21 protein-coding genes are annotated in these 23,462 nt (G+C 32.3%); 11 read left to right on the top strand and 10 right to left on the bottom strand.

The annotated features are described in order from the left end of the window. Window positions 1-7: 7 nt before the first annotated feature. From B0I03_RS06135 to B0I03_RS06120, 4 genes are all read right to left on the bottom strand, one after another. Window positions 8-1,012 (bottom strand): vWA domain-containing protein, encoded by a 1,005-nt coding sequence (locus B0I03_RS06135; RefSeq protein ID WP_111566578.1) that lies wholly within the window; start codon window positions 1,010-1,012, stop codon window positions 8-10. Then, complete coding sequence (locus tag B0I03_RS06130) at window positions 1,012-2,628, bottom strand: BatD family protein (RefSeq protein WP_111566577.1); 1,617 nt, start codon at window positions 2,626-2,628, stop codon at window positions 1,012-1,014. Before B0I03_RS06130 ends, B0I03_RS06135 begins: the two co-directional genes overlap by 1 nt. A gap of 5 nt (window positions 2,629-2,633) precedes the next feature. Beyond that, on the bottom strand, window positions 2,634-3,500 hold the full coding sequence (locus B0I03_RS06125; protein WP_111566576.1) for a DUF58 domain-containing protein: 867 nt from the start codon (window positions 3,498-3,500) through the stop codon (window positions 2,634-2,636). 77 nt (window positions 3,501-3,577) lie between these two features. Next, complete coding sequence (locus tag B0I03_RS06120) at window positions 3,578-4,582, bottom strand: AAA family ATPase (RefSeq protein WP_111566575.1); 1,005 nt, start codon at window positions 4,580-4,582, stop codon at window positions 3,578-3,580. 176 nt (window positions 4,583-4,758) lie between these two features. On the opposite strand from B0I03_RS06120, the gene B0I03_RS06115 reads away from it, so the two are divergent. Both B0I03_RS06115 and B0I03_RS06110 read left to right on the top strand, forming a co-directional pair. Next, complete coding sequence (locus tag B0I03_RS06115) at window positions 4,759-5,631, top strand: aldo/keto reductase (protein WP_111566574.1); 873 nt, start codon at window positions 4,759-4,761, stop codon at window positions 5,629-5,631. Between the two features lie 37 nt (window positions 5,632-5,668). Beyond that, window positions 5,669-6,808 carry an ATP-binding protein gene (locus B0I03_RS06110; RefSeq protein ID WP_111566573.1) on the top strand — a complete coding sequence of 380 codons (1,140 nt, stop codon included), beginning with the start codon at window positions 5,669-5,671 and terminating at the stop codon, window positions 6,806-6,808. A gap of 310 nt (window positions 6,809-7,118) precedes the next feature. Here the strand turns inward: B0I03_RS06110 and B0I03_RS06105 are convergent, their stop codons facing one another. The 3 genes from B0I03_RS06105 to B0I03_RS06090 all read right to left on the bottom strand — a co-directional run bounded on the left by B0I03_RS06105 (window position 7,119) and on the right by B0I03_RS06090 (window position 10,292). Beyond that, on the bottom strand, window positions 7,119-7,763 hold the full coding sequence (locus tag B0I03_RS06105) for a response regulator (RefSeq protein ID WP_111566572.1): 645 nt from the start codon (window positions 7,761-7,763) through the stop codon (window positions 7,119-7,121). Window positions 7,764-7,801: 38 nt separating this feature from the next. After that, window positions 7,802-9,808: an ATP-binding protein gene (locus tag B0I03_RS06100; protein WP_111566571.1), complete on the bottom strand. Its 2,007-nt coding sequence runs from the start codon at window positions 9,806-9,808 to the stop codon at window positions 7,802-7,804. Between the two features lie 244 nt (window positions 9,809-10,052). Then, on the bottom strand, window positions 10,053-10,292 hold the full coding sequence (locus tag B0I03_RS06090) for a hypothetical protein (RefSeq protein WP_111566569.1): 240 nt from the start codon (window positions 10,290-10,292) through the stop codon (window positions 10,053-10,055). Between the two features lie 143 nt (window positions 10,293-10,435). On the opposite strand from B0I03_RS06090, the gene B0I03_RS06085 reads away from it, so the two are divergent. The 5 genes from B0I03_RS06085 (at window position 10,436) to B0I03_RS06065 (ending at window position 13,183) form a co-directional block, all read left to right on the top strand. Next, window positions 10,436-11,170, top strand: a complete 735-nt coding sequence (locus B0I03_RS06085; RefSeq protein WP_111566568.1) for a metallophosphoesterase — start codon at window positions 10,436-10,438, stop codon at window positions 11,168-11,170. A gap of 39 nt (window positions 11,171-11,209) precedes the next feature. Next, window positions 11,210-11,707: a DUF6646 family protein gene (locus tag B0I03_RS06080; protein ID WP_111566567.1), complete on the top strand. Its 498-nt coding sequence runs from the start codon at window positions 11,210-11,212 to the stop codon at window positions 11,705-11,707. Between the two features lie 117 nt (window positions 11,708-11,824). Then, a complete protein-coding gene (locus B0I03_RS06075; protein WP_111566566.1) occupies window positions 11,825-12,400 on the top strand; it encodes a PhnA domain-containing protein in 576 nt (191 codons plus the stop codon). Between the two features lie 143 nt (window positions 12,401-12,543). Then, window positions 12,544-12,882, top strand: a complete 339-nt coding sequence (locus tag B0I03_RS06070) for a type II toxin-antitoxin system RelE/ParE family toxin (protein WP_111566565.1) — start codon at window positions 12,544-12,546, stop codon at window positions 12,880-12,882. 1 nt (window position 12,883) lies between these two features. Continuing rightward, window positions 12,884-13,183, top strand: coding sequence for a helix-turn-helix domain-containing protein (locus B0I03_RS06065; RefSeq protein ID WP_111566564.1), 300 nt, complete (start codon window positions 12,884-12,886; stop codon window positions 13,181-13,183). 425 nt (window positions 13,184-13,608) lie between these two features. Here B0I03_RS06065 and amaB read toward each other — a convergent pair whose 3' ends face one another. The 3 genes from amaB to B0I03_RS06050 form a co-directional block, all read right to left on the bottom strand. Then, the gene (gene amaB, locus B0I03_RS06060; protein ID WP_394338065.1) at window positions 13,609-15,159 is read right to left on the bottom strand and encodes an L-piperidine-6-carboxylate dehydrogenase; all 1,551 of its coding nucleotides are present in this window, start codon (window positions 15,157-15,159) and stop codon (window positions 13,609-13,611) included. A gap of 200 nt (window positions 15,160-15,359) precedes the next feature. Then, window positions 15,360-15,899 carry a 3-hydroxyanthranilate 3,4-dioxygenase gene (locus B0I03_RS06055; protein WP_111566563.1) on the bottom strand — a complete coding sequence of 180 codons (540 nt, stop codon included), beginning with the start codon at window positions 15,897-15,899 and terminating at the stop codon, window positions 15,360-15,362. A gap of 93 nt (window positions 15,900-15,992) precedes the next feature. Beyond that, the gene (locus tag B0I03_RS06050; protein ID WP_111566562.1) at window positions 15,993-17,111 is read right to left on the bottom strand and encodes an endonuclease/exonuclease/phosphatase family protein; all 1,119 of its coding nucleotides are present in this window, start codon (window positions 17,109-17,111) and stop codon (window positions 15,993-15,995) included. A gap of 139 nt (window positions 17,112-17,250) precedes the next feature. On the opposite strand from B0I03_RS06050, the gene B0I03_RS06045 reads away from it, so the two are divergent. The 4 genes from B0I03_RS06045 to hflX all read left to right on the top strand — a co-directional run bounded on the left by B0I03_RS06045 (window position 17,251) and on the right by hflX (window position 23,415). Beyond that, a complete protein-coding gene (locus B0I03_RS06045; RefSeq protein ID WP_111566561.1) occupies window positions 17,251-20,088 on the top strand; it encodes a TonB-dependent receptor in 2,838 nt (945 codons plus the stop codon). 11 nt (window positions 20,089-20,099) lie between these two features. After that, window positions 20,100-20,720: a choice-of-anchor J domain-containing protein gene (locus B0I03_RS06040; RefSeq protein ID WP_111566560.1), complete on the top strand. Its 621-nt coding sequence runs from the start codon at window positions 20,100-20,102 to the stop codon at window positions 20,718-20,720. A 5-nt stretch (window positions 20,721-20,725) separates the two neighbouring features. Then, complete coding sequence (locus B0I03_RS06035) at window positions 20,726-22,099, top strand: DUF5689 domain-containing protein (protein WP_111566559.1); 1,374 nt, start codon at window positions 20,726-20,728, stop codon at window positions 22,097-22,099. Window positions 22,100-22,191: 92 nt separating this feature from the next. Further along, window positions 22,192-23,415 carry a GTPase HflX gene (hflX, locus tag B0I03_RS06030; RefSeq protein ID WP_111566558.1) on the top strand — a complete coding sequence of 408 codons (1,224 nt, stop codon included), beginning with the start codon at window positions 22,192-22,194 and terminating at the stop codon, window positions 23,413-23,415. The last annotated feature ends 47 nt before the right edge of the window (window positions 23,416-23,462 follow it).

Here is a 23,462-nt window from a genome sequence, read left to right as displayed (position 1 = left end):
TTTCTTTCTAAACGATTCCTCTAAAAACTGAATTTCGTAATAACACCTCAACACCTAACAATACAAATGCAATCAATACGAAAGGTTTGTATTTTTCGTCATAATTATAGAATTTCTTCTCGTCAATTTCTGTGGTTTCTAACTTGTTAATTTCGTTGTAAATGGCTTGTAATTTTTTGTTTGATGTGGCTCTAAAATACTTTGCATCGGTAGCTTTCGCAATTTCTTTCATTAAGCTTTCATCAATTTCTACAGGCATTTTTCTAAAAACCAATTTACCATTCGCATCTTTTGCGACAGGAAACATCGCTTGACCGTTTGTTCCTATTCCGATGGTATATACTTTTATGCCGTATTCTTTTGCGATTTCAGAAGCGGTTCTAGGATCGATGGTTCCAGAATTGTTTACACCATCTGTCAATAAAATGATGATTCTGCTTTTCGCTTTACTGTCTTTAATTCGGTTGATTGCGGTTGCTAAACCAACACCTATTCCGGTTCCATCAGCAATAATGGAATCATCATACTCAATAGTTTTTAACGATTGTAAAATAATAGTCTTATCTGAAGTTACTGGTGTTCTCGTATAACTTTCGCCTGCATAAACTACCAATCCGATTCTATCGTTAATTCTATCTTGCACAAATATTGAAGCTACTTTTTTCAAAGCTTCTAAGCGATTTGGTTTTAAATCGTTTGCCAACATACTACTCGAAACGTCTATTGCCATTACAATATCGATACCTTTTGTGGTTTTCGATTTTGAAGTTACGTCAACACTTCTTGGTCTTGCTAATGCAATGATTATCGAACTCAAAGCTAAAATTCTCAACACATATAAAAATGGTTTTGCTTTGGCTAAGAACGTTCGGTTTTGCTTGAATGGTTCTAATGAACTCATTTTTACCGTTGCCGAAAGTTGATTTCTTTTATAAAACAGCCAGCCTATTGCAATTGGTAAAACCAAAAAGAACCACAAAAATTCCGGATTTAAAAAGGTAACTTTTCCCATTATTTCTTGGCTTTTCTTAGTTCAATTGAATTCTGAATTTTCTCTATAATCTCCATGGCATGCTTATCTTCTTCTCTATACATAAAGAAAAATTCTTGAGCGCCACCCGGTTGCGACAACACCATAATGTCGTACTGCATTTTTATATCTTCTTCGCTTTCAGGGTCCAAAGCCGTGAATGTTCCATAGGCTTTTTTACCTGAAAGACCTTTTACATTTTCAAATTCGCCAGTTTTTACTATGATATTTTTAGCTCCAAACTTTTCTAATTCTTTCAAATCGGCTTCCAATGCTAAATCTAAATCTATCTTCGTAGTATCTTTGTAAGCGGTTGTAATTAAAACAATCGAGAAATCATCTGTAATATTTCCATACGCAAAACGACTAGTTGATTTTACGTTTTCTGGAAGATTGTTTTGAATTTTCTCATCTATAGTTCGTTTTAAAACTTTTGGCGATGAAATAATGATAGCAGGTTCTCCATATTCGGAAGTAATCCATTCTTTTTCCAACAATTCTTTGGTAGAATATCCCAAATAACTGTCTTTCACAAAATCAAATCCTATCGTGTAAGTGAAAATTACAACAGAAGCAACCAATAAAAAGGCTGAAATTCCGGCTGAAAGCGCTAAACGTTTTGCTTTTTGCTTTTGCATTTCTTTCTTACGAACTTCTTCAGCAAATAAAATTGCAGCTTGATCTTCGGTTCTAGGTAAAGCTTTATCAATTACCAACAAGAATTTATCGATGATTTTTTTATCGGTTTCAATTTCGAATGGTAAAGGTTGCGATTTAGCAAATTTCACCAAATCGGAATTTTCTAAAACTTTCTTGAACTTATCTAATTCTTCACGATTGACAAACATTTTTTTGTCGGCAATCGCTTTTTTCAACGCTTCCATTAACTCACTCGAAGTACTTTCCATTGCTGGAATATGGATGGATTCTTCGATATACGTTCTTGTGATATCAGTCATTTCAGAATAATATTCTTTAACATCACCGCGTTGTACCAATTGTTTTTTATCTAAATTTTGAAGATACGCAATCGCTTTTTCAATTGGCGAAGCGAAAAATTCTTCTTTTTGTTCCTTGTCTTTTTGTAATCGCTTGATGATGAAATACGATGCAAATCCAGAAGCGATAATCAATAGCAGTAAAATCAACAGTTTCCACCATTCGCTCATCGGTTTTTCTTCGGTAGCGATGATGTCTTTGATGTCGTACATTTGTTGTTTTGTGGTATCAACTTTTACATCGTTGACTAAAATCGAAAGCGAATCGGTACGGAATTCTTTCTGATTGATTTTTACCAATAATTTCGGAATCACATAGCGTCCCGAATCAAATTGGGTTAACCCGTACTTTTTGATTAATTCGTATTGGTTGTCATTCTTTAAGGTATCAATTGGGTATGATTCTAATATTTCCAAAGCACCAAAAAACTTTCCATCTGGAAAAACGACTTTATCTTTTTCGTTTACTTTTGCTTTGATGGTTAAATTGAATTGCGATCCAATTTTAATTTGAGTTGAGTCAATAGAAGACGAGATTTGTTGGGCAAAACCCAAAAATCCGAATAATAAAGCAATATATAAGTAAAGTTTCTTTTTCATTTTTCTTAATTACGCGCTTTAAAATAACCTAATAATTTGGTTACATAGCTTTCGTCCACTCTAGAACTAATCGTTCCTGCTCCACATTTTGAAAAAATATCTTTGAAATAATTTACGTTTTCACGATAGTATTTTTCGTAATCCATTCGCACTTTTTTTGACGTGGTATCAACTAAAAGCGTTTCGCCTGTTTCGGCATCTAACATATTTACAATACCAATATTTGGAATACTTTCTTCTCTTTGGTCAAACACTCTTATTCCAGTCACATCATGACGTTTTGAAGCGATTTTCAGCGTGTGCTCATAATCTTTTACCATGAAATCGGAAATTAAAAACACGATGGCTTTCTTTTTCAAAACGCTTGACAAATATTTCAAAGCTTGCGATAAATCGGTTTTTTTGCTTTTCGATTCGAATTCGATTAACTCGCGAATGATTCGTAAAACATGCGATTTTCCTTTTTTAGGTGGAATAAACAATTCGATTTGGTCCGAAAATAAAAGCAAACCAATTTTATCATTATTTTGAGTAGCTGAAAAAGCTAAGGTTGCTGCAATTTCGGTAACCATATCTCGTTTTAACTGATTTTTTGTACCAAAACTTTCCGATCCCGAAATATCCACCATCAACATCATGGTTAATTCGCGTTCTTCTTCAAATACCTTTACAAAAGGTTCGTTGTAGCGTGCGGTTACATTCCAATCGATAGCTCTTACGTCGTCACCGTATTGGTATTGGCGCACTTCAGAAAACGTCATCCCGCGTCCTTTAAAAGACGTATGATATTCTCCCGAAAAGATATGATCACTCAATCTTCGGGTTTTGATTTCAATTTTTCGAACTTTTTTTAGAATTTCTTTGGTATCCATTTTTATTTTGTTTCAGGTTTCAGGTTTTCTTTGTTTCAGGTTTCTTTAACTTGAAACTTTAAACTTGAAACAAAAAATTAAGGCACTTCAACTTCGTTTACAATTTTGCTGATAATGTCTTCTGTGGTTACATTTTCAGCTTCTGCTTCGTATGTGATTCCGATTCTGTGACGTAATACATCGTACACAACTGCACGAACATCTTCTGGAATTACATAACCTCTTCGTTTGATGAAAGCGTAACATTTAGCAGCTGTTGCTAAGTTGATACTTCCACGAGGCGAAGCTCCAAAACTGATTAATGGTTTTAGACTTTCTAATTTATATTTTTCTGGATAACGCGTTGCGAAAATTAAATCTAAGATGTATTTCTCGATTTTCTCGTCCATGTATACTTCACGAACAGCTTCTTGCGCTCTTAAAATTTGCTCTAACGAAACCACTTGGTTTACTTTTTCGAAAGCGCCTTTTAAATTTTGACGAATAACTAAGCGCTCGTCTTCCATTTTTGGATAATCGATAACCACTTTTAACATGAAACGGTCAACTTGTGCTTCTGGTAATGGATAAGTCCCTTCTTGGTCAACAGGGTTTTGAGTTGCCATTACTAAGAATGGTTTGTCTAACTTAAACGTTTCGTCTCCAATAGTCACTTGCTTTTCTTGCATGGCTTCTAACAAAGCCGATTGCACTTTTGCTGGAGCACGATTAATCTCATCCGCTAATATAAAGTTCGCGAAAATTGGTCCTTTACGAATGGTAAAGTCGTTTTGTTTGATATTGTAAATCATGGTTCCTACCACATCGGCAGGCAATAAATCGGGTGTAAACTGAATACGGCTAAACGAACCGTGAACGGCTTGAGAAAGCGTATTAATTGCTAAGGTTTTTGCTAATCCAGGAACTCCTTCAAGTAAAATATGTCCTTGACCTAATAAACCTATTAATAATCGCTCGACCATTTGTTTTTGACCTACGATTACCTTATTCATTTCCATTGTAAGTAAGTCTATAAAAGCACTTTCTCTTTCAATCTTTTCATTAATTGCTCTAATGTCTAAGGTTGATGTATTTTCTTCCATTTTATGATTGTATTTGGCGGTGTGAAATTAACAACATTTTTTAACACTGCAAATTGAATTTTTTTTTGGTTTTAAGTTGTTAACATTGCGTTAAAAATGCATAAAAAAGGTTGATTTTATGAGTGTTTTATGATTCTATTTTATAATTTTAAGAAAAAATTAAAAACACAACAAATATGTCAGTACAATTATCCCCTATTATTGCAGGAGTTATGAATTGGGGTGTTTGGGATAAAAACCTAAATACCAATGAGTTTACTCACTTAATTAATTTATTCATAGAAAACGGAATTACTACTTTTGATCATGCCGATATTTATGGAGGTTATACCACTGAAGCTTCATTTGGAAAAGCGCTTTCTGAAAGTAAAATCGATCGCAAAAAAATTCAATTAATTACTAAATGCGGAATTCAATATACTTCTGAAAACCGACCTAATAATACTATTAAACACTACGAATATTCAAAAGATTATATTATTTGGTCAGCCGAAAATTCATTAAAAAATCTACAAACCGATTATTTGGATGTTTTTTTACTTCACCGTCCAAGTCCATTAATGCAAGCTGATGAAATTGCTGAAGCGGTTTCAAAATTAAAAGCAGATGGAAAAATTCTATCTTTTGGTGTTTCAAATTTTACACCTTTTCAAACAGAACTTTTGCGTCAAAAAACCGAAATTTCATTTAATCAAGTGCAGTTTTCGGCAACGCATCATGAAGCTATGTTAGATGGAAGTTTTGATTACATGCAAATCCACAATATCAAACCGATGGCATGGAATCCATTAGGAACCGTTTTTAGGGAAAATACAGACCAAACTTTTAGATTACGTCAACTTTTGGCTAAGTTGGTTGAAAAATACCACATGGGTTCTGATATTATTTTATTGGCTTGGATTATGCAACATCCTGCTGGAATTTCTCCTGTTGCCGGAACGGTTAATTCAGGAAGAATTCAACAATTAATGAAAGCAAAATCGTTAGTTTTAGATAAGCAAGATTGGTTTGCTATCTGGACAGAAAGTATGGGAAATAAAGTACCTTAAAAAAGTGATTAGTAACTAGTGACTAATCACTAAAAATATGATAAACAAGCGCCTTCTTATCAAAAACATTTTAGCTCATCATGATGAGAACAGTTTTTATGATAAGAAGCGCCAATTGAATTTACACACCAAAGAAGGAAAAGCCAAGTTTTTAAAACACATTTGTGCGCTTTCCAATTCTAATCCGAGTAACAATTCTTATATTGTGGTGGGTGTGGAAGATGAAACCAATGAAATCGTTGGGGATGATTTTTTTGATGATAGTCGAATTCAGAATTTGGTGAATGCTTTTTTGGAAAATCCACCTAAAATTCAGTACGAAAATGTGCCTTTTCCAAATCTTCCAAAAGACAAAGTAGTAGGTTTAGTTACGATTAAACCAAAATCAAAAAATTCATACTTCAAAAAAGGCATTCACACTATTGAAGCAAATACTTATTTTGTTAGAAAAGGCAGTAATACTTCGCCTACGACTGAGAAAATTCCGTATTCGAAACAGAATGTAGAAACAGTTATTAGTATTGAAAACAGCTCTCGAAATAGTATTGAACACACGTTAGAAAGCGTTTTAGATTTCATCAATAATCGCCATAAAGATTTGCCTTCTAAATACAAGGTTTTCAAAGAATTATTTGTGGTTTGTTGGGCCGGAAATAAGAAAAAAGTTCGGGATAAAGTATATTATTCGAGAGTAGATATTGAGTTAGTAAACGAACAAGTAAAATTGTTTTATTCGGCTTTAGATGAAGTAAGTATTGATTATGATGATAGCACGTTTTCTATTACCGAATACATTTCACTTGGATTAAATGATAAAACCAGCTACTATCCGTTTGAAAAAGTTACACTAAGTTTTTTTGATAATGGCTATTACAAAATGAATTCGGAAATGTTGTTTGAACCACCGCAATACAACCGAAAGATGTTGCATCACATTTACAATTCTAATTTGGTAATAATAGGAAAACTTCAAAAAGGATTGCCTTTGCAGGATTCTGAAAAAAGAGATTTGGAGAACTTACCTCACATTATGATGATTTGCTATTTGAATGGTTTTGATGAAGCAAAGCAAAAATTAATTGATTCAAAACCGTACTTAAAATTACTTGAAAACCCTTTAATTTACGTGTCTTTTAAAGAAGTAATGCGAATTTTAAGAAAAATGAAATACGACTAGTACAATTTTTTATTTTTTATAAAAAGTATTAATGCTAAGTAAGACACAAAAAGAAAAACTCCCAAAATGTAAATTAATTCAAATTGTGCATGATATCCTATACATTTAGATAAAAATGTACTACTTTCAAAGAATAATGTGTTGTATGTTAAATCGGCTACAGTGTAAAGCCAAACCAAACTCAGAAACAACAAAAACAGCAAGATTTTAGTATATAGTTTCATCCTTTTTATTATTTTAATTACAATGTAAAGGTAAGGACGCTCTTTAAATGGGTTGCTGTAGTTTTTCTGCACATTTTGTTAAAATTTTATATCAAGCCTCTTTTTTTTGCTTCTTTAATAATGTCTTCGTCAGAACCCTTTTCTATGTTAAAAAACTCTTTTATATGAGCTTTTCTTTTATCTATTGCACTTAACGTAATATTGATGTGTTCTGGCATATTTTTGGTTTTTATGCCTTGTGCTAAAAGAGTTATAATTTGTTGATAATATTCATCTAACAAAAATTCATTTGCCATTAACTCATTAATATTTTGTTGTACCGTACGACTTTTATACTTATTGCCCATCATAATTTGGTTGAAAGCAGTTAAAAGTTCTTGAGACGAAAAATCACTTTTAACTAAGAATCCTTCGGGCTCAATTTCTCTATGAATTTTGTATAATAAAAAGGCTTCAATGTGCGATGTTAGAATTATAATTTTTGTAGTAGGCATATAATTTCTAACTAATCTTGCTAAATCATGTCCAGAATAAACTTTTTGTTCAGGAAAAGCAGGTAAACTCAGATCAATAAACGCTGCATCATAAGCGGATACATTTTGATTTTCAGTAATTAAATAATAAGCACTTTCGCAATTATAAGCTGGTGTAACTTCAATTTCACAATCCAAATCGTTAAAAGAAAGAATACTTTTATAGCCCTCTATCATGGAAGGATGATCGTCAATCATTAAAATACTTAGCTTTTTATTTTCCAAAATCTTACTTTTTATAATTTAACTTTTAAAGACACTTTAGTTCCTTTATTAATTTCAGATGAAATTTTTAATCGTCCGTTTATAGATTCTGTTCTACTTTCTATATTTTTTAGTCCAATTCCTGATTTGGTTTTTGAAACTTTAAAACCAACTCCATCATCCTTTATTGACAAATATAAAAAACCTTCATCAATATATAAACTTAACGAAATTAAAGTAGCATTTGCGTGCTTATTAATATTGTTTAATGTTTCTTGAATAATTCTATAAACATTCATTTTTATTAATGCCGAAATTGTTTCAATCGTTTCATCCGGCGCAATTGAGCATTCGCATTTTGTTTGATAGGTTTCTTTTTGATTCTGAATCAATTGCTCTAAAATGCTTCTGTAATTTCCTTTATTAAGAAATGATTCAAAATGTAGTTCATGAGCAACTGTTCGTATTTCGTTTTCCACATTCTGAATTTTGTCGATATATTCGATACTTCGTTTTATAACGGTTTCATCTGGTTTTTGGGTTAATGCAAATAAATTAAATCGAATTCCCGCCAATTTATTCAAAATATTATCGTGAAGATCTTGTGAAATTCTCAATTTTTCTTTCTTTTTGGCTTCCTCTAACTCGTCTTGTTTATCAAGCATTAATTTATAAATCTCTTCATTGGCTTTTTGTTGCTCTTGATTAAAAAGCAATTCTTTGTGTTTACTTCGCTGATAAAGGATAATATAGAACAGTATACCAAAAGAAATTATAAGTAATGATGAAATTAAAATAATTCGAAACCTATTAGAAATGGCTTCTTTTTCTACAATGATTTCGTCAGTTTCAAATTCAATTCGGGCTAATTTATTACGGCTTAATCGTTCTTGGTGTTGTAAGCTGTCGCTAAGTTTTATGTATTCTTTAGCGTATTTTAGTCCTTCTTTAGGTTTTAATTGCGTGTAAAAATCAAGTGTTTGTAAGACTTCTTTGTTATACTTCGACTCTTTTGCTAATTGATTAGCTTCTTCATTATATTGAAGCGCTTTAACTGTATCTTTTTTAGATAAGAAGTATTCAACAAGGTGAATCCTAATATTTATTTTACTGTAAATATCATTGATTTTATCACCAATTTCTAATGCTGTTATAAAACCACTAAGTCCTTCATTTTTATTAATCTTGAAACGAGAATAGGAATAATTATCAACTAAAGAAATATATAAAACAGGTTGTATTTCTATAAGATTCTTTATTTTCAATCCTTCAGCAAAAATTTCACCCGCTTCTTTAAATTTTCCTAAATTTAAATATACAAAACCGATATTATTTATTGCTTGTGCTTGTAAAATAGGCTTATAATTTTCATTTTTTATATTCTTAATTTGAGATAGAGATTTTTGATGATATTCTAACGCTTTTTCATAATTTCCTAATCCAGATAATGAAAGTCCTAGATTTACAAAACATTCATAAATTAATTCTTGATCATTAATTTCATTTGCAATATTTAAGACTTTAACAGTTTCTGTTTCACTTCCTATAAAATCTTTTTCATAAGATAAAATATAAGCCTTATGTAATTTTGTACTTGCTAAATTTGTTTTATCATTTAAATTTTCATATTTCTTTTCTGCTTCTAAATAATAATAGTATGCGCTATCATTTTTTGATGTAGAAAAATAATAATCTCCTAAATAATATTCTGCCTTAGCAATATTTAATGAATCATTATTAGATTTAGAAATTTGTAAAATTTTATTAGTTACATCTACATACTTCTCATACTCTAAAACTCCAAAATAGCGATTAGCAATTTTAAAATAATTCTTTATTTTAATTGAATCATTTTCTTCATTATTTTCAACTAAGACCTCAATTGAATCAATAAATTTCAAACGTGATGCTTTATCTAAATTGACATCTGCGCTTTTTTCATAATATAAATTTAATTTCTTTTGAATATTAGGTTTGTTCTCTTTAGGATTACATCCTATGAGAAAAAAGAGACCAAATAAAATAACAAGGTGTTTCAATTAAAAAGATTTGCTTACCAACAAAAATAGTATTTAAAGATAATAATTAATCTTTTTTTAATATAATTATAGGTGTTCTAGTACTTATCGTTGCACTTTCAATTTTAATTTTTTCTGTTTTTTGAATTTTATAGGTCATTACCTTCTCTATTGAATCCTTCTCAATCTTATTTGACACCGTTGACAAAAAAATTGAGCTTACTATTAACATAAATATTGTTTTCATATATTAAAAATTTTAAAATTAATCTTTTCTAATTATTATTACGATTGGTGTTCCATCAGCTTCTCTTGCTAATGTATCTGGAACCACAACTACTTCTTCATCCTTAGCCGCTTCATCTCCTTCTCTAAATTGGGCGTTATGAATATTTTCTGTTACTTTTACACTTTCTTCAAGTGCAACATCGTACTCATCTGTTGTACATGAAAAAAAAGTAATCCCTACTAATGTTAAAGCGAATAATTTTAATGAATTTTTCATAATGTTTTGATTTTTAAAGGGTTTGTTTATTTGTTTAAAATGGGTTTATTAACTTCTGATACAAAATTAGAGACTCCTTTAAGATTAATTGCTGTAGTTTTTCTGCATATTTTTCTAAAATTTGAGTCAAATTAGGTTTAATTATGAGAAAATTCGTACTTGGAGATGTTCATGGTGGATTAAAAGCAATTCACCAAGTTTTAGAAAGAGCTAACGTTACCCAAAAAGACATTTTAATTTTTTTAGGTGATTTTGTAGATGGCTGGAGCGAATCGCCTGCGGTTTTAGATTTTTTAATAGAATTACAAAAAAAACAACCTTGTGTTTTTATTCGTGGTAATCACGACGAACTATTATTAGACTGGTTATTAGGTAATAACGAAAATATTGATGAAAAATTGTGGTTTCAACATGGGGGTGAAGCTACTGTAAAATCATATCAAAACATTAACTCGGTAACCAAAGAAAAACACATAGATTTCTTAAAATCGTTACAAGATTATTATTTAGATGATGAAAACCGATTGTTTATTCATGCCGGTTTTACCAATATGAAAGGAGTAGAATACGAATATTTTAAACCTCTTTTTTATTGGGACAGAACGCTTTGGGAAACCGCTTTAGCACTTGATCCTAGTCTTTCAAAAGAAGCCATCACCTATCCTAATCGACTCAATATCTACAAAGAAATTTACATTGGACATACACCCGTAACAAAAATAAACGAAACGATTCCCGTTAATAAAGCTTGTGTTTGGAATGTGGATACTGGTGCAGCATTCAAAGGTAAATTAACTATTATGGATGTTAATACAAAAGAATTTTGGCAAAGTGATTCATTACCAGAGTTATATCCAACCGAAAAAGGTAGGAATTAATTTATTCCTATATTTGTACTCAATTTTAATTTTAATACGATGAAAAAAATTTTAGCAGTAATTTGTTTATTAGCCGCAGTTCAAATGTCAAATGCGCAAGTTTTTAAAGGAAAAGGAGATACTAAATTTCAAGTAGGAGCCAACATTCAGGAAAAAGGAACAGGTGTAATTGCTACGTATGATAGAGGAATCGGAACAAATATGTCGTTTGGTTTTACCTCTTTATACTTATTAGGAATTGAAGAAGTTGCTGGCGAAAAACCAAATTTTGACGATCGTTTTGATTTAAGAGCCCGTTTTAGTGCCAACATTGCGGATATTTTTGGAATTGAGAAAAAAGTGGATATCTATCCTGGATTAAATATCGGAATTAAAAACTTTGGTGCTCATTTAGGCGCTCGTTATTTTATTACCGATGGTTTCGGAGTGTACTCTGAAATTCAGTTTCCAATAGCACATTACGATAATGATCCAAGAGGATTCGAAAAATATAACAATCAGTTTAACTTGTCTATTGGCGCAAGTTTTAATCTGTAAACCAGTGTTTGAATTTATTTTAAAGCAACTCCTTAAAAAAGTTGCTTTTTTTTATGCTGTTTTGTTACAATTTATACCTTTGCTTCAAATTATTTATTTACGTAAAATCCATTCAAAATGAGTGTAATAGAAAAAAAACTGAAAGACCGCAGTGGTTCAGTTTGCGAAATTAGTGGTGCCGAACATGATTTAGTTGTGTATACGTTACCACCTCACACTGCAGAAAGCTTAGAACATTCAGTTTTGGTTGCAAAACATTTAAAAGACCAAATTGAAAATCCAGAAACCATGAATGAAAACGATTGGAGAGGATTATCAGAAAGTATGTGGAACGAGCATTTACCAGTTCAAATTTTATCTTGGCGTATGTTAGCCCGTTTGAAAAATAACGATTTGCTTGACATGATGTACCTAGACGAAGAAGCCTTAGAATGGGCAAAAGCAACGGATGAAGGCGCAGAAGAAGACGAAAACAAAATTGTACATAAAGACAGTAACGGCGTTATTTTACAAGATGGCGATTCGGTAGTGTTGATTAAAGATTTAGATGTAAAAGGTGCTACTTTTACCGCAAAGCGTGGAGCTGCCGTACACAACATTAAATTAGTTTGGGACGACGCTAACCTTATTGAAGGTAGAGTGGAAAACCAAAGTATTTATATTTTGACACAGTACGTGAAGAAAACGAAGTAGTTTTTAATGTGCCGATGTGGCAATGTGATAATAGAAAACCCTGCAAATTTGATTTGTGGGGTTTTTGTTTGATTATCAACAACTAATTATCGTTATTAGAAAATTAATTTGGAAAATGTTAACTTTTAAGATAACTTTGCGATATGATTAGAAAAATTATTTTTCATGAACATCACTTTATTAGCTTTTACCAAAACCAAGATGAAAAGGTAAAAACTAAGATTTTATATGTTTTAGAATTAATTAAACAAGTGGATCGCGTTCCTGAGAAATTTCTAAAACATTTAACGGGTAAAGATGGTCTTTATGAAATAAGAATAGAACACAAATCAAATATTTACAGGTTATTTTGCTGTTTTGATGAAGGTAAATTGGTGGTTTTATTTAATGGCTTTCAAAAGAAAACACAAAAAACACCCAAAGGAGAATTAGAAAAGGCATTGCGTTTGATGCAGAACTATTTTGAACAAAAAAACAAATAAGATGAAAAATTACGAAAACATAAAATCATTTGACGAATTAATTGAGGCAGAACACGGCAAAATAGGCACCGAAAGCCGTAACAAATATGAAGAGAACTCGCAAATGTTCATTATTAGCGAAATGCTAAAAGAAGCTCGCAAAGAAGCTAAACTAACCCAAGAGCAATTAGCTGAAAAAACAGGAACTAAAAAAAGTTATATTTCAAAATTAGAAAACGGAAAAGGAAATATCCAACTTTCTACACTAATTCGAATCTTTGAAATTGGGCTAAATAAGAGAATTGGTTTGACTTTTTTGTAAAAATTATTTCAGTAGCTTTGTTTTGAAGTGGATTGTGAGCACGGAATACAATTCCGCGCTATCTGTTTTTGGTTGATTATCAACAACTAATTATCATTATTAGAAAATTAATTTGGAAAATGTCAAAAATAAGGTAGGTAAGGTCAAGTTTGATGTTTATAACGCCATATTTGACATTAAGAACGTCATATACGAAGTAAAACTGCGTCAAGTTTGACGTTTAGAACGTCATATTTGACATCATTAACGTCATATTTGGGGTTTATGTCGTAAAAAATGACGTTTAAGTGTAAAATACTGATAATGCAAAATTGCATTCCGTGCCCACATAGTAAAACAAAACCCTGCAAAAATGAAATTTCACAGGGCTTCTCTTTATCCAAAAGTAACTAATCACTAATTACTTTTTACTAATCACTTATATTTTAGAAATCAAACTTAATACCTTGAGCCAATGGTAACGCTGTTCCGTAGTTGATCGTATTCGTTTGTCTTCTCATGTAGGCTTTCCATGCATCAGAACCTGATTCACGGCCACCACCTGTTTCTTTTTCACCACCAAAAGCACCACCAATTTCAGCACCAGAAGTTCCAATGTTTACGTTAGCAATACCACAATCAGAACCCGCAGCAGAAAGGAATAACTCCATTTCTCTCATGTTGTTAGTAAAGATAGAAGAAGATAATCCTTGAGGAACTGCATTTTGCATTTCGATAGCTTCTTCAATCGTGCTGTATTTCATTACGTATAATACTGGAGCAAAAGTTTCGTGTTGTACGATTTCGAACTCGTTTTTCGCTTCAATAATACATGGTTTTACATAACAACCGCTTTCGTATCCTTTTCCTTCTAAAACACCACCTTCTACAATAACTCTTCCGCCTTCTGCTTTTGCTTTTTCGATAGCGTTTAAGTAATCTTGAACCGCACCTTTATCAATAAGTGGACCTACGTGATTGTTAGCGTCTAATGGATTTCCAATTTTTAACTGTGCATAAGCTTTAGCTAAAACGTCTAATGTTTTATCGTAAACACTTTCGTGAACAATTAATCTACGAGTTGAAGTACAACGTTGACCTGCTGTTCCTACCGCTCCAAAAACCGCTCCTACCAATACCATTGATAAATCCGCTTCTTTAGAAACGATGATAGCGTTGTTTCCTCCTAATTCTAAGATCGTGTTTCCAAAACGTTCTGCCACAGTTTTTGATACGTGACGACCAATTCTTGTAGAACCTGTAAACGATACTAATGGAATACGTTTGTCGTTATTGATTAAATCACCCGACTCGTTACCAACCACTAAACAACTGATTCCTTCTGGTAAATTGTTTCTTTCTAATACCGTTTGAATGATGTTTTGACAAGCCACACCACATAAAGGCGTTTTTGAACTTGGTTTCCAAATACAAACGTCACCACAAATCCATGCTAACATCGTGTTCCAAGACCAAACTGCTACTGGGAAGTTGAAAGCAGAAATGATTCCAACAATTCCAAACGGATGCCATTGCTCATACATTCTGTGCATTGGACGCTCTGAATGCATGGTTAATCCGTGTAATTGACGTGATAAACCTACTGCGAAATCACAGATGTCAATCATTTCCTGAACTTCTCCAAGACCTTCTTGATACGATTTACCCATTTCAAAAGACACTAATTTTCCTAATGCTTCTTTGTGTTTACGTAATTCTTCTCCCATTTGACGCACGATTTCCCCTCTTTTTGGAGCTGGAACCAAACGCCATGTTTTGAAAGCTTCTTCTGCAGCACTCATAGCTGTTTCGTAATCTTCTTTTGTTGAAGATTTTACTTTTCCAATCAAATCTCCTGTTGCTGGTGAATATGATTCGATGATTTTTCCGTTAGAAAACCACTTGGTTCCAGTAGAAGTACCTTCGTTAATTTCTTTAATGCCTAATTGTTGCAAAGCTTCTTGCATACCAAATTGAATTGCTGCTTCAGATATCATTTTATAACTTTTTATTCGATTTTTGTTAAATTTTTTTCAAAGATAGAAAATATATTTTTTAACCACAAGGAACACAATGAATGCACGAAAGACTCAAGGGTTTATTCTTGGTGTTATTTATTGCCACAGATTTCGCAGATTTTCACGGATTTCTTTGTGAGACATTGTGAAAAACCTTTGTGAAACTTTGTGTTACAGTATTATTTTTTTGTAAACTTAGGATTGGTTTCCATTACTGTACCACATTTTTTACATGTTCTTTTTTCTTCCGAATTGTAGAACGTACTAAAATGAGGCAAAAAGTCTTTTTCAATATCGTGTAATTCGAAATAAACTTCGTGTAATTTATGATTACAATTGTCGCAAAACCAAAGTAAACCATCATTGAATCCTTTTCCTGCCCGTTTTCTTTCGATTACCAATCCCACTGAACCAGCAGTTCTTGCAGGTGAATGTGGTACTTTGGCAGGATGCAAATACATATCGCCTGGCCCTAATTTCATTGCTTTCTTTACACCATCTTCCTGAACATAGATGGTAATTTCACCTTCTAATTGGTAAAACAACTCTTCCGTTTCGTTGTAGTGATAGTCTTTTCGTGCATTGGGTCCACCCACGACCATAACAATATAATCGTCTGAAGTTTCATCATAAATGGTTTTGTTTCCAACCGGTGGCTTCAAAAACTGTCGGTTTTCTTCAATCCATTGATTTAGATTAAATGGTTTTTTAATTTTCATCTTCTGCAATTTAAAAACGTAAAGTTACTAAAAAGAAAAAAGGTTAGCTGCATTTTATTGCAAACTAACCTTATTAAATTATTAAGAATGATATTACTTCACTTCTTTCACTAAATAAATATAAACCGGGAAGTGATCTGAGAATCCTGGAACTCCGTTTTGATTACGAAGTGGGTATCCTTTGTACTGACCAGTTTTTTGGATTAAGAAAGGCTTGTTGTAAATACCTGCTTTCCAATATTTAAATGAGCCGTAATCGTTATTATCTGCCGGAACCAATTGTTGACTCACCATAATTTGATCGAAAATATCACCTGAATCTCTGTAAAACAATGAAGCATGTCCGTCTTTAGCCATTTGCTCAAACGGGTTATAAACATCTCTTGGTTCTTTTAATTCTGATTTTTTCAATTTAGCACCAATACCTTGCTTAACGCTTTTATTGTATGCTCCATCATTTAAATCTCCCATGGTAATAAACTTAGCATTTGGGTTGATTTTGATGATAGAATCCATGATTTTTCTATTTAATCTACCCGCAGCTTCACGGTAAGGGCTACTTCTTTTTTCTCCTCCAGAACGTGATGGCCAGTGGTTTACAATTACATTGATTTCTTCACCATCTAATAAACCTGTAACTAAAAGTTGGTCACGAGTGTAAATTCTTTTTGTCTTTTTATCATAGTTTACATTTTCTTCAACCTCTTTTTCTTCTTCTTTCGAACTTTTTTTGTCTGAATTAGATTCTGATTCATAAACATATAAAGGAACATTTATGTAGCTAGTTGGTTGAAAATGTTTTTCTTGATATAAAAATCCAACATCTATTCCACGTTTATCTGGAGAATCAAAGTGAACTACTTTATATCCTTTGTTTATTAAAGTAGGATGTTTTACTAAGTCTTCTAAAACTCTTCTGTTTTCAATTTCGCAAGCACCAATGATTACTGGAGAGTTTTTTTGAGCTTCGCTAGTTCCTAATTCAATAAGAACACGACTTAGGTTATCTAATTTCTTTTTATAGTTTTTAGTATTCCATCCATTTACTGGCGTGTACTCTTCATCATAAGTATCTGGATCATTAATAGTGTCAAATAGATTTTCAAAGTTGTAAAATGCAACTGTGTGTACTTTAAATTTTTTATCCTGCGAAAAGCCCATGTTTACTGAAAAAACTACGGCTAAAACCAAGAATAGATGTTTAATTTTCATAAAAAGAATGTTATATTAATATCAAGTTTATTACAAATTGGGTGCCAAAGGTAAATAATATTATTAAAAGTTATACATTTGCAGGCTGTTAAGTTTTAAACTACTTAACGTTAAATAAGTATTAATAATAATATTCTTTATGAAAAAACTTGTATTGAGCACTTTACTAGTGCTGCAAGCTGTTTTTGTTTTTGCACAGCAAAATCCGGCCTTAAAAGGTAAGGTTATCGATGCTAAAAGTCAAAAACCATTACAAAATGTAGTTGCAACTATTCAAAGCACTAATCAATCTGCCTTGACTGATTTTGACGGAAATTTTGTATTTCAATCACTTCCTGCTGGAGAACAAGTATTAGTAGTTAAATCTACTGGATACAACCAACAGACATTTGTTTTAGAACCAAACAATGGAGAACCATTGGACTTAGGTGTAATTCTTTTAGAAGAAGACATTACTTCAGAACAACAGTTAAGTTTAGTTACAATTACAGAAAATGACTTAGGAGACGACAACAGTGGATCTGAAAGTACTTCTGGCTTATTACAAGCAACAAGAGATACTTATCAACAAGCCGCAGCGTTTAACTGGGGATTAGCTCGTTTTAGAATTAGAGGTTTAGATAATGAATATGGAGTTACCATGATTAATGGTATTTCTATGAATAAATTGTATGATGGAAGACCACAATGGAGTAACTGGGGTGGTTTAAATGATGCAACAAGAAATCAAGAATTTACAATGGGTTCTGCTCCATCTGATTATACATTTGGTAGTGCTTTAGGAACTCAGGAAATTAATACTAGAGCTTCTTTTTACCGTCCTGGAACAAGAATTTCTTTTTCAGGAACAAACACTAACTATAGCTGGAGAACCATGGGAACTCACGCTTCTGGAATGAATAAAGACGGATGGGCTTATGTTATTTCTGCATCAAGAAGATGGGCTCAAGAAGGTTATTTCGAAGGAACTGACTACGGTGCAAACTCATTATTTGCAAGTGTTGAGAAAAAAATTAATGATAAACATAGTTTAAATTTAACTTCAATCTACGCACAAAATAGTAGAGGTAAAAATTCACCAAATACTCAAGAAGTTACCGACTTAATGGGAGTTAAATACAATTCTTATTGGGGATGGCAAAATGGTAAAAAACGTAATTCTAGAGATAAAGATGTAGAAGAACCAATGGTTATGTTATCTCACTACTGGAAATTATCTGAAAGCACTACTTTAAATACAAATATTGCTTATCAAACAGGTCGTATTGCAAATTCAAGATTAGAAAATCCACTTGGAAACAATCCAGACCCTACTTATTACAGAAAATTACCTAGCTATTATGCAAATCAACCAGATTTATGGAATGATTTTGTATATGATCAAAACGGAAATCAACTTTTTGAAGATGATGGAATTACTCCTCAATTTCAAAACTTAGATGCACAAAATGCAGCAGCATTCTTTAGATCAAATCCACAAATTAATTGGAATGCAATGTATATTGCAAATCAAAATACTGCAACTGGTGAAAGTGCATACGCTTTAACAGAACAACGTAATGATGACACTACAATAACAGCAAATATGTTATTAAACAGTTCATTATCTAACAACATCAACTTTAACGCAGGTGTGAATTTTAGAAAAGTAAAATCGCATAATTACGCAGTTATTACTGATTTATTAGGTGGTGATTACTTTTTAAATGTAGATCGTTTCTTTCTTGGCGACAATGGTCAATTTGATTTAAATAATCCTAACCAACAAGTTACTGAAGGTGGAACGGTAGGATACAACTACAACTTACGAGCTAACGTAGTTGATGGTTTTACACAATTTAAATTTACTTATGATTCTTTTGATTTTTATTTAGCACAAAGCTTTTCTAGGACAGAGTATCAAAGAGAAGGTCTTTACAGAAGTGGTAATTATGCAAATAATTCTTATGGAAAAGGAGCTTCAGAAGTTTTTGAAAACTTTGGTTTTAAAGGAGGTTTAACTTATAAATTAAACGGAAGAAATTACTTCGATTTCAATGGTTTATACCAAACAAAAGCGCCTAACTTAAGAAACAGTTTCTACAACGCAAGACGTAGTAATGAATTTACAGAAAATTTAACTAGCGAAAACATTGTTAGTGCAGATGCAAGTTACATCTTAAGAATGCCAAAATTCAAAGCAAGAATCACTGGATTCTTCTCAAGAGTTAAAGATGCAACTGAAATTGCATTTTTCTATGCTGAAAACGTTAGTGATGCTGATGGTGACGAAGATTCTTTCATTACTGAAATTGCTACTGGAATTCAAAAACAAAATATGGGTGCAGAACTTGGTTTAGAATACCAAATTACATCAACATTAAAAGCAACAGCTGCGGCTTCATATGGTCAATACATCTATTCAGGAAATGCAAAACTTCAAACAAGTGACGATGCTTTAGCAGCTCAAGGATCTAGTCCATTAACCGATTTTGGAACTGTTTATCTTAAAAACTATCACCAACCAGGTATGCCACAACAAGCATATTCGTTTGGTCTAGAATATCGTGATCCTAACTTCTGGTGGATTGGAGCAAATGCAAACTATTTATCAAATAGCTATATTAGTATTTCTAAAATTATGCGTACTGATAATTTTAGCATTGACGATGCAACAGGAGACAACTACTCTGGAGCTACACCAGAAACAGTAAGAGATATTTTAGAACAAGAAAAATTTGATGGATTTGCATTAATTAATTTAACAGGAGGTAAATCTTGGAGAATAAGTAAAGCAAACAGAAATACTGTTGGGTTTTTTGCTTCTGTAAATAATGTTTTTGATACTAAATATAAAACGGGTGGATTTGAGCAATCAAGAAAAGCAACCTTTCCTGATTTACAAGCGGATCAAGCTTATAATTCACCATCATTTGGTCCAAAATATTTTTACGGATACGGAAGAACATTCTTCGTTAACCTATACATAAACTTCTAAAAAAAAATATTATGAAAATAAACTTTTTAAAAACATTATTCTTGTTAGCCCTTTCCACAAGTGCTTTAACAAGTTGTGTAGGAGATGATGATTATGTTATCCCTACCGTGTATAGTTATGCGTTTAATGCAGGATTTGAGTCGATTCCTACAGGAAGTGGTTCCGTTGAAGTGCCAATCGCTATAGAAGGATGGGTAAATTATAATGCAGCAGGTACACGCTTGTGGCACGCTAGAACATTTGATGATAATATTTATGCTGAATTTTCATCTTTTTATTCTGCAACAGGTTCAAGCGATGTGGCTTGGTTAATTACTCCAGCAATCGACTTAACTGCAACTACAGGTGAAGCTTTATCGTTTTCAACAAAAACAAGATTTGCAAATGGGTACCCATTAACTGCTTTTATTTCTACAGATTATGATGGAACAACAGCTGGTATAGCTACTGCAACTTGGACGCCACTTACTTTTACTGCTCCAACAACTAATGATGTTTTTGTTAGTAGTGGCGCAATTGATATTAGCGATGTTGAAAGTGACAATGTTAGAATTGCATTCAAATATACAGGAAGCAGAGCTGGTGTTACAACTACTCTTCAATTAGATAACATCAAGATTACTAAAAATTAATAGCTATGAAAAATTTAAAATTAGTATTAACAACAGCTATTTTAGCAACTTTAACAAGTTGTGTAAATGGCGATGATTATGGAACACCAGATTTATCAAATGATTGTGTTACCATTGCTGCAACAAAAGAAGTTAATGATATAACAAGTATTGCTACTGCAACAACTGTTCAATACACTACTTCTAACAGTGTAACTGATTACATTGAAGCTTACGTTACTTCAAGTGATGAAGGGGGTAACTTTTACAAATCAATCTCTATGATGTCTTTAGATGGATTAAGAGGTTTTAGTATGCCAGTTGATAATTACAACTTGTACAACGAGTTTGAACCAGGTAGAAAAGTTACTATTAAATTAGACAAAAACACTTATTTCAACAAGCAACATGGTTCAACGGTTATTGGTGCTTCTTACGAAGGTGGTGTAGGTAGAATTTCAGGCGTAGAATACAAAGACGTTATCTTAAGATCTTGTGAAGATGTTAACGAGAATGCTATTGTAAAAGACCTAACTATTGCAGCTGCTAAAAACGACCAATATTTAAATATGTTAATTGAGTTTGATGGTGTGCAATTTACAGATGCTTCATTAGGTAAAAAATACTATGACGCAACCTTAAATAGTATTGGTGGAGCAACTAATCATGAAATTTCTGATGAGTTTGGAAACAAAATCATCGTTAGAGTTAGTGAATATGCAAAATTTGCTGGAGATGCAGTTCCTTCATTTAACGGAAAAATCAGAGGTGTATTAACAAAATACAACAGTGATTACCAATTTATGATTAGAACTATAAACGATGTGAACATGACTAATCCTAGATTAGCAATTGACTTATATCCACCAATTGGAGGTTCTGCAATTGTTTATGATGCAACTCTAAACGAGCCTTTCACGTCTTACACAACAACTAATCAACAAGTTTTCCCAAAATACATCAATGATGCAGCTGTAGGAAGCAGATATTGGCAAAGAAAAACCTTCAGTGGAAATACTTACATCCAAATGTCTTCTTTTGGTGGAACTCCTGAAGCAAACAGATCATTATTTATTGTTCCTGTTAATATGACAGCAGCAAATACATTATCTTTTGCTACAAATGCTGGTTTCCACAACGGAAATGTATTAAAAGTATATTATACAACAAATTATGTTCCTGGAACCCAAATTACTTCAGCAACATTAGTTGATATTACTTCTAGCTTTACAATTTCTCCAGGATTACCAAGTGGTTACCCTGCATCGTTTACACCAAGTGGTGTTTATAACATCCCTGCTGGTATTACAGGAAATGGTTTCTTCGTGTTTGAATATGTTGGAAATGGAACTTCTGGTCCAACTACAACTATGCAAATTGATAATATTGTAATTAACTAATTACATTTTAAATAAAATTCTAAAAGCGACTCTATTTGAGTCGCTTTTTTTATGCTTGCTATTTTGTACCTTTGTATTCTTAAAGAACGATTATGTTAGAGAAAGAAGTTATTGACTTTGAAAAATCAATAGTAGTAGGAATTGTTACTCAAAACCAAAGTGAAGATAAATTAAACGAATATCTTGACGAGTTGGAATTTTTGACATTTACCGCTGGTGGAACCGTTATCAAACGTTTTTCACAAAAAATGGATAAACCTAATCCGAAAACATTTGTAGGAACTGGAAAATTAGAAGAAATCAAATACTTTATCAAAGATAACGACATTAAAACCGTAATTTTTGATGATGAATTAACGCCTTCACAATCTAAAAACATTACCAAAGAATTAGATTGTAAAGTCTTAGACAGAACCAATCTTATCTTAGATATCTTCGCGCAACGTGCCGAAACTTCGTATGCAAGAACACAAGTAGAATTAGCACAATGCCAGTATTTATTACCTCGTTTAACCGGTATGTGGACCCACCTTGAACGTCAAAAAGGAGGAATTGGAATGCGTGGTCCTGGAGAAACCGAAATTGAAACCGACCGTCGTATTGTGCGTGATAGAATCTCTTTACTAAAAGAAAAAATCAAGGTAATCGACAAACAAATGGCAACACAACGAAGTAATCGTGGCGCAATGGTTCGCGTTGCTCTAGTGGGTTATACCAATGTTGGAAAATCAACTTTAATGAATGCTGTTGGAAAAAGTGATGTATTTGTAGAAAATAAGTTATTCGCAACCTTAGACACAACTGTTCGTAAAACAGTAATTAAGAACTTACCGTTTCTTTTAAGCGACACAGTTGGATTTATTAGAAAACTTCCAACCCAATTAGTCGAGTCGTTTAAAAGCACGTTAGATGAAGTGAGAGAAGCCGATTTGTTACTTCATGTGGTAGATATTTCGCATCCCGACTTTGAAGATCATATTGCATCGGTAAATCAAATTTTACAAGACATTAAAAGTGCCGATAAACCAACGATTATGGTTTTCAATAAAATTGATGCTTTTAAATCGGCTTATTTTGATGAAAACGATTTGAGTGTTGAAAAAACTACCAAACACTACACTTTGGAAGATTGGAAAAGAACTTGGATGAGTAAATTAGGAGAAAACAAAACACTTTTCATTTCGGCAACTGAAAAAGCCAACTTTGAAGAATTTAGAGAAAAAGTATACGAAGCCGTTAGAGAAATTCACATTACACGATTTCCATACAACAAATTTTTATATCCCGATTATAAAGATGCTGTTGAAAACGAATAAAAAAAAACCTCAATCGAGGTCTTTTTGTTTTATATAAGCTATTTTGA

Origin of the sequence: Flavobacterium aquaticum (assembly GCF_003259835.1) — a bacterium.
Classification (GTDB): Bacteria; Bacteroidota; Bacteroidia; order Flavobacteriales; family Flavobacteriaceae; genus Flavobacterium; species Flavobacterium aquaticum.
The sequence above is the reverse complement of the archived record's forward strand: the minus strand, read 5'-3'. Positions and strand labels throughout refer to the sequence as shown.

What these genes read in the sequence shown, in the direction of transcription:
- B0I03_RS06135 (WP_111566578.1), bottom strand. Translation starts at nt 1,012, where the DNA reads ATGGGAAAAGTTACCTTTTTAAATCCGGAATTTTTGTGGTTCTTTTTG.
- B0I03_RS06130 (WP_111566577.1), bottom strand. Translation starts at nt 2,628, where the DNA reads ATGAAAAAGAAACTTTACTTATATATTGCTTTATTATTCGGATTTTTG.
- B0I03_RS06125 (WP_111566576.1), bottom strand. Translation starts at nt 3,500, where the DNA reads ATGGATACCAAAGAAATTCTAAAAAAAGTTCGAAAAATTGAAATCAAA.
- B0I03_RS06120 (WP_111566575.1), bottom strand. Translation starts at nt 4,582, where the DNA reads ATGGAAGAAAATACATCAACCTTAGACATTAGAGCAATTAATGAAAAG.
- B0I03_RS06115 (WP_111566574.1), top strand. Translation starts at nt 4,759, where the DNA reads ATGTCAGTACAATTATCCCCTATTATTGCAGGAGTTATGAATTGGGGT.
- B0I03_RS06110 (WP_111566573.1), top strand. Translation starts at nt 5,669, where the DNA reads ATGATAAACAAGCGCCTTCTTATCAAAAACATTTTAGCTCATCATGAT.
- B0I03_RS06105 (WP_111566572.1), bottom strand. Translation starts at nt 7,763, where the DNA reads ATGATTGACGATCATCCTTCCATGATAGAGGGCTATAAAAGTATTCTT.
- B0I03_RS06090 (WP_111566569.1), bottom strand. Translation starts at nt 10,292, where the DNA reads ATGAAAAATTCATTAAAATTATTCGCTTTAACATTAGTAGGGATTACT.
- B0I03_RS06085 (WP_111566568.1), top strand. Translation starts at nt 10,436, where the DNA reads ATGAGAAAATTCGTACTTGGAGATGTTCATGGTGGATTAAAAGCAATT.
- B0I03_RS06080 (WP_111566567.1), top strand. Translation starts at nt 11,210, where the DNA reads ATGAAAAAAATTTTAGCAGTAATTTGTTTATTAGCCGCAGTTCAAATG.
- B0I03_RS06075 (WP_111566566.1), top strand. Translation starts at nt 11,825, where the DNA reads ATGAGTGTAATAGAAAAAAAACTGAAAGACCGCAGTGGTTCAGTTTGC.
- B0I03_RS06070 (WP_111566565.1), top strand. Translation starts at nt 12,544, where the DNA reads ATGATTAGAAAAATTATTTTTCATGAACATCACTTTATTAGCTTTTAC.
- B0I03_RS06065 (WP_111566564.1), top strand. Translation starts at nt 12,884, where the DNA reads ATGAAAAATTACGAAAACATAAAATCATTTGACGAATTAATTGAGGCA.
- amaB (WP_394338065.1), bottom strand. Translation starts at nt 15,159, where the DNA reads ATGATATCTGAAGCAGCAATTCAATTTGGTATGCAAGAAGCTTTGCAA.
- B0I03_RS06055 (WP_111566563.1), bottom strand. Translation starts at nt 15,899, where the DNA reads ATGAAAATTAAAAAACCATTTAATCTAAATCAATGGATTGAAGAAAAC.
- B0I03_RS06050 (WP_111566562.1), bottom strand. Translation starts at nt 17,111, where the DNA reads ATGAAAATTAAACATCTATTCTTGGTTTTAGCCGTAGTTTTTTCAGTA.
- B0I03_RS06045 (WP_111566561.1), top strand. Translation starts at nt 17,251, where the DNA reads ATGAAAAAACTTGTATTGAGCACTTTACTAGTGCTGCAAGCTGTTTTT.
- B0I03_RS06040 (WP_111566560.1), top strand. Translation starts at nt 20,100, where the DNA reads ATGAAAATAAACTTTTTAAAAACATTATTCTTGTTAGCCCTTTCCACA.
- B0I03_RS06035 (WP_111566559.1), top strand. Translation starts at nt 20,726, where the DNA reads ATGAAAAATTTAAAATTAGTATTAACAACAGCTATTTTAGCAACTTTA.
- hflX (WP_111566558.1), top strand. Translation starts at nt 22,192, where the DNA reads ATGTTAGAGAAAGAAGTTATTGACTTTGAAAAATCAATAGTAGTAGGA.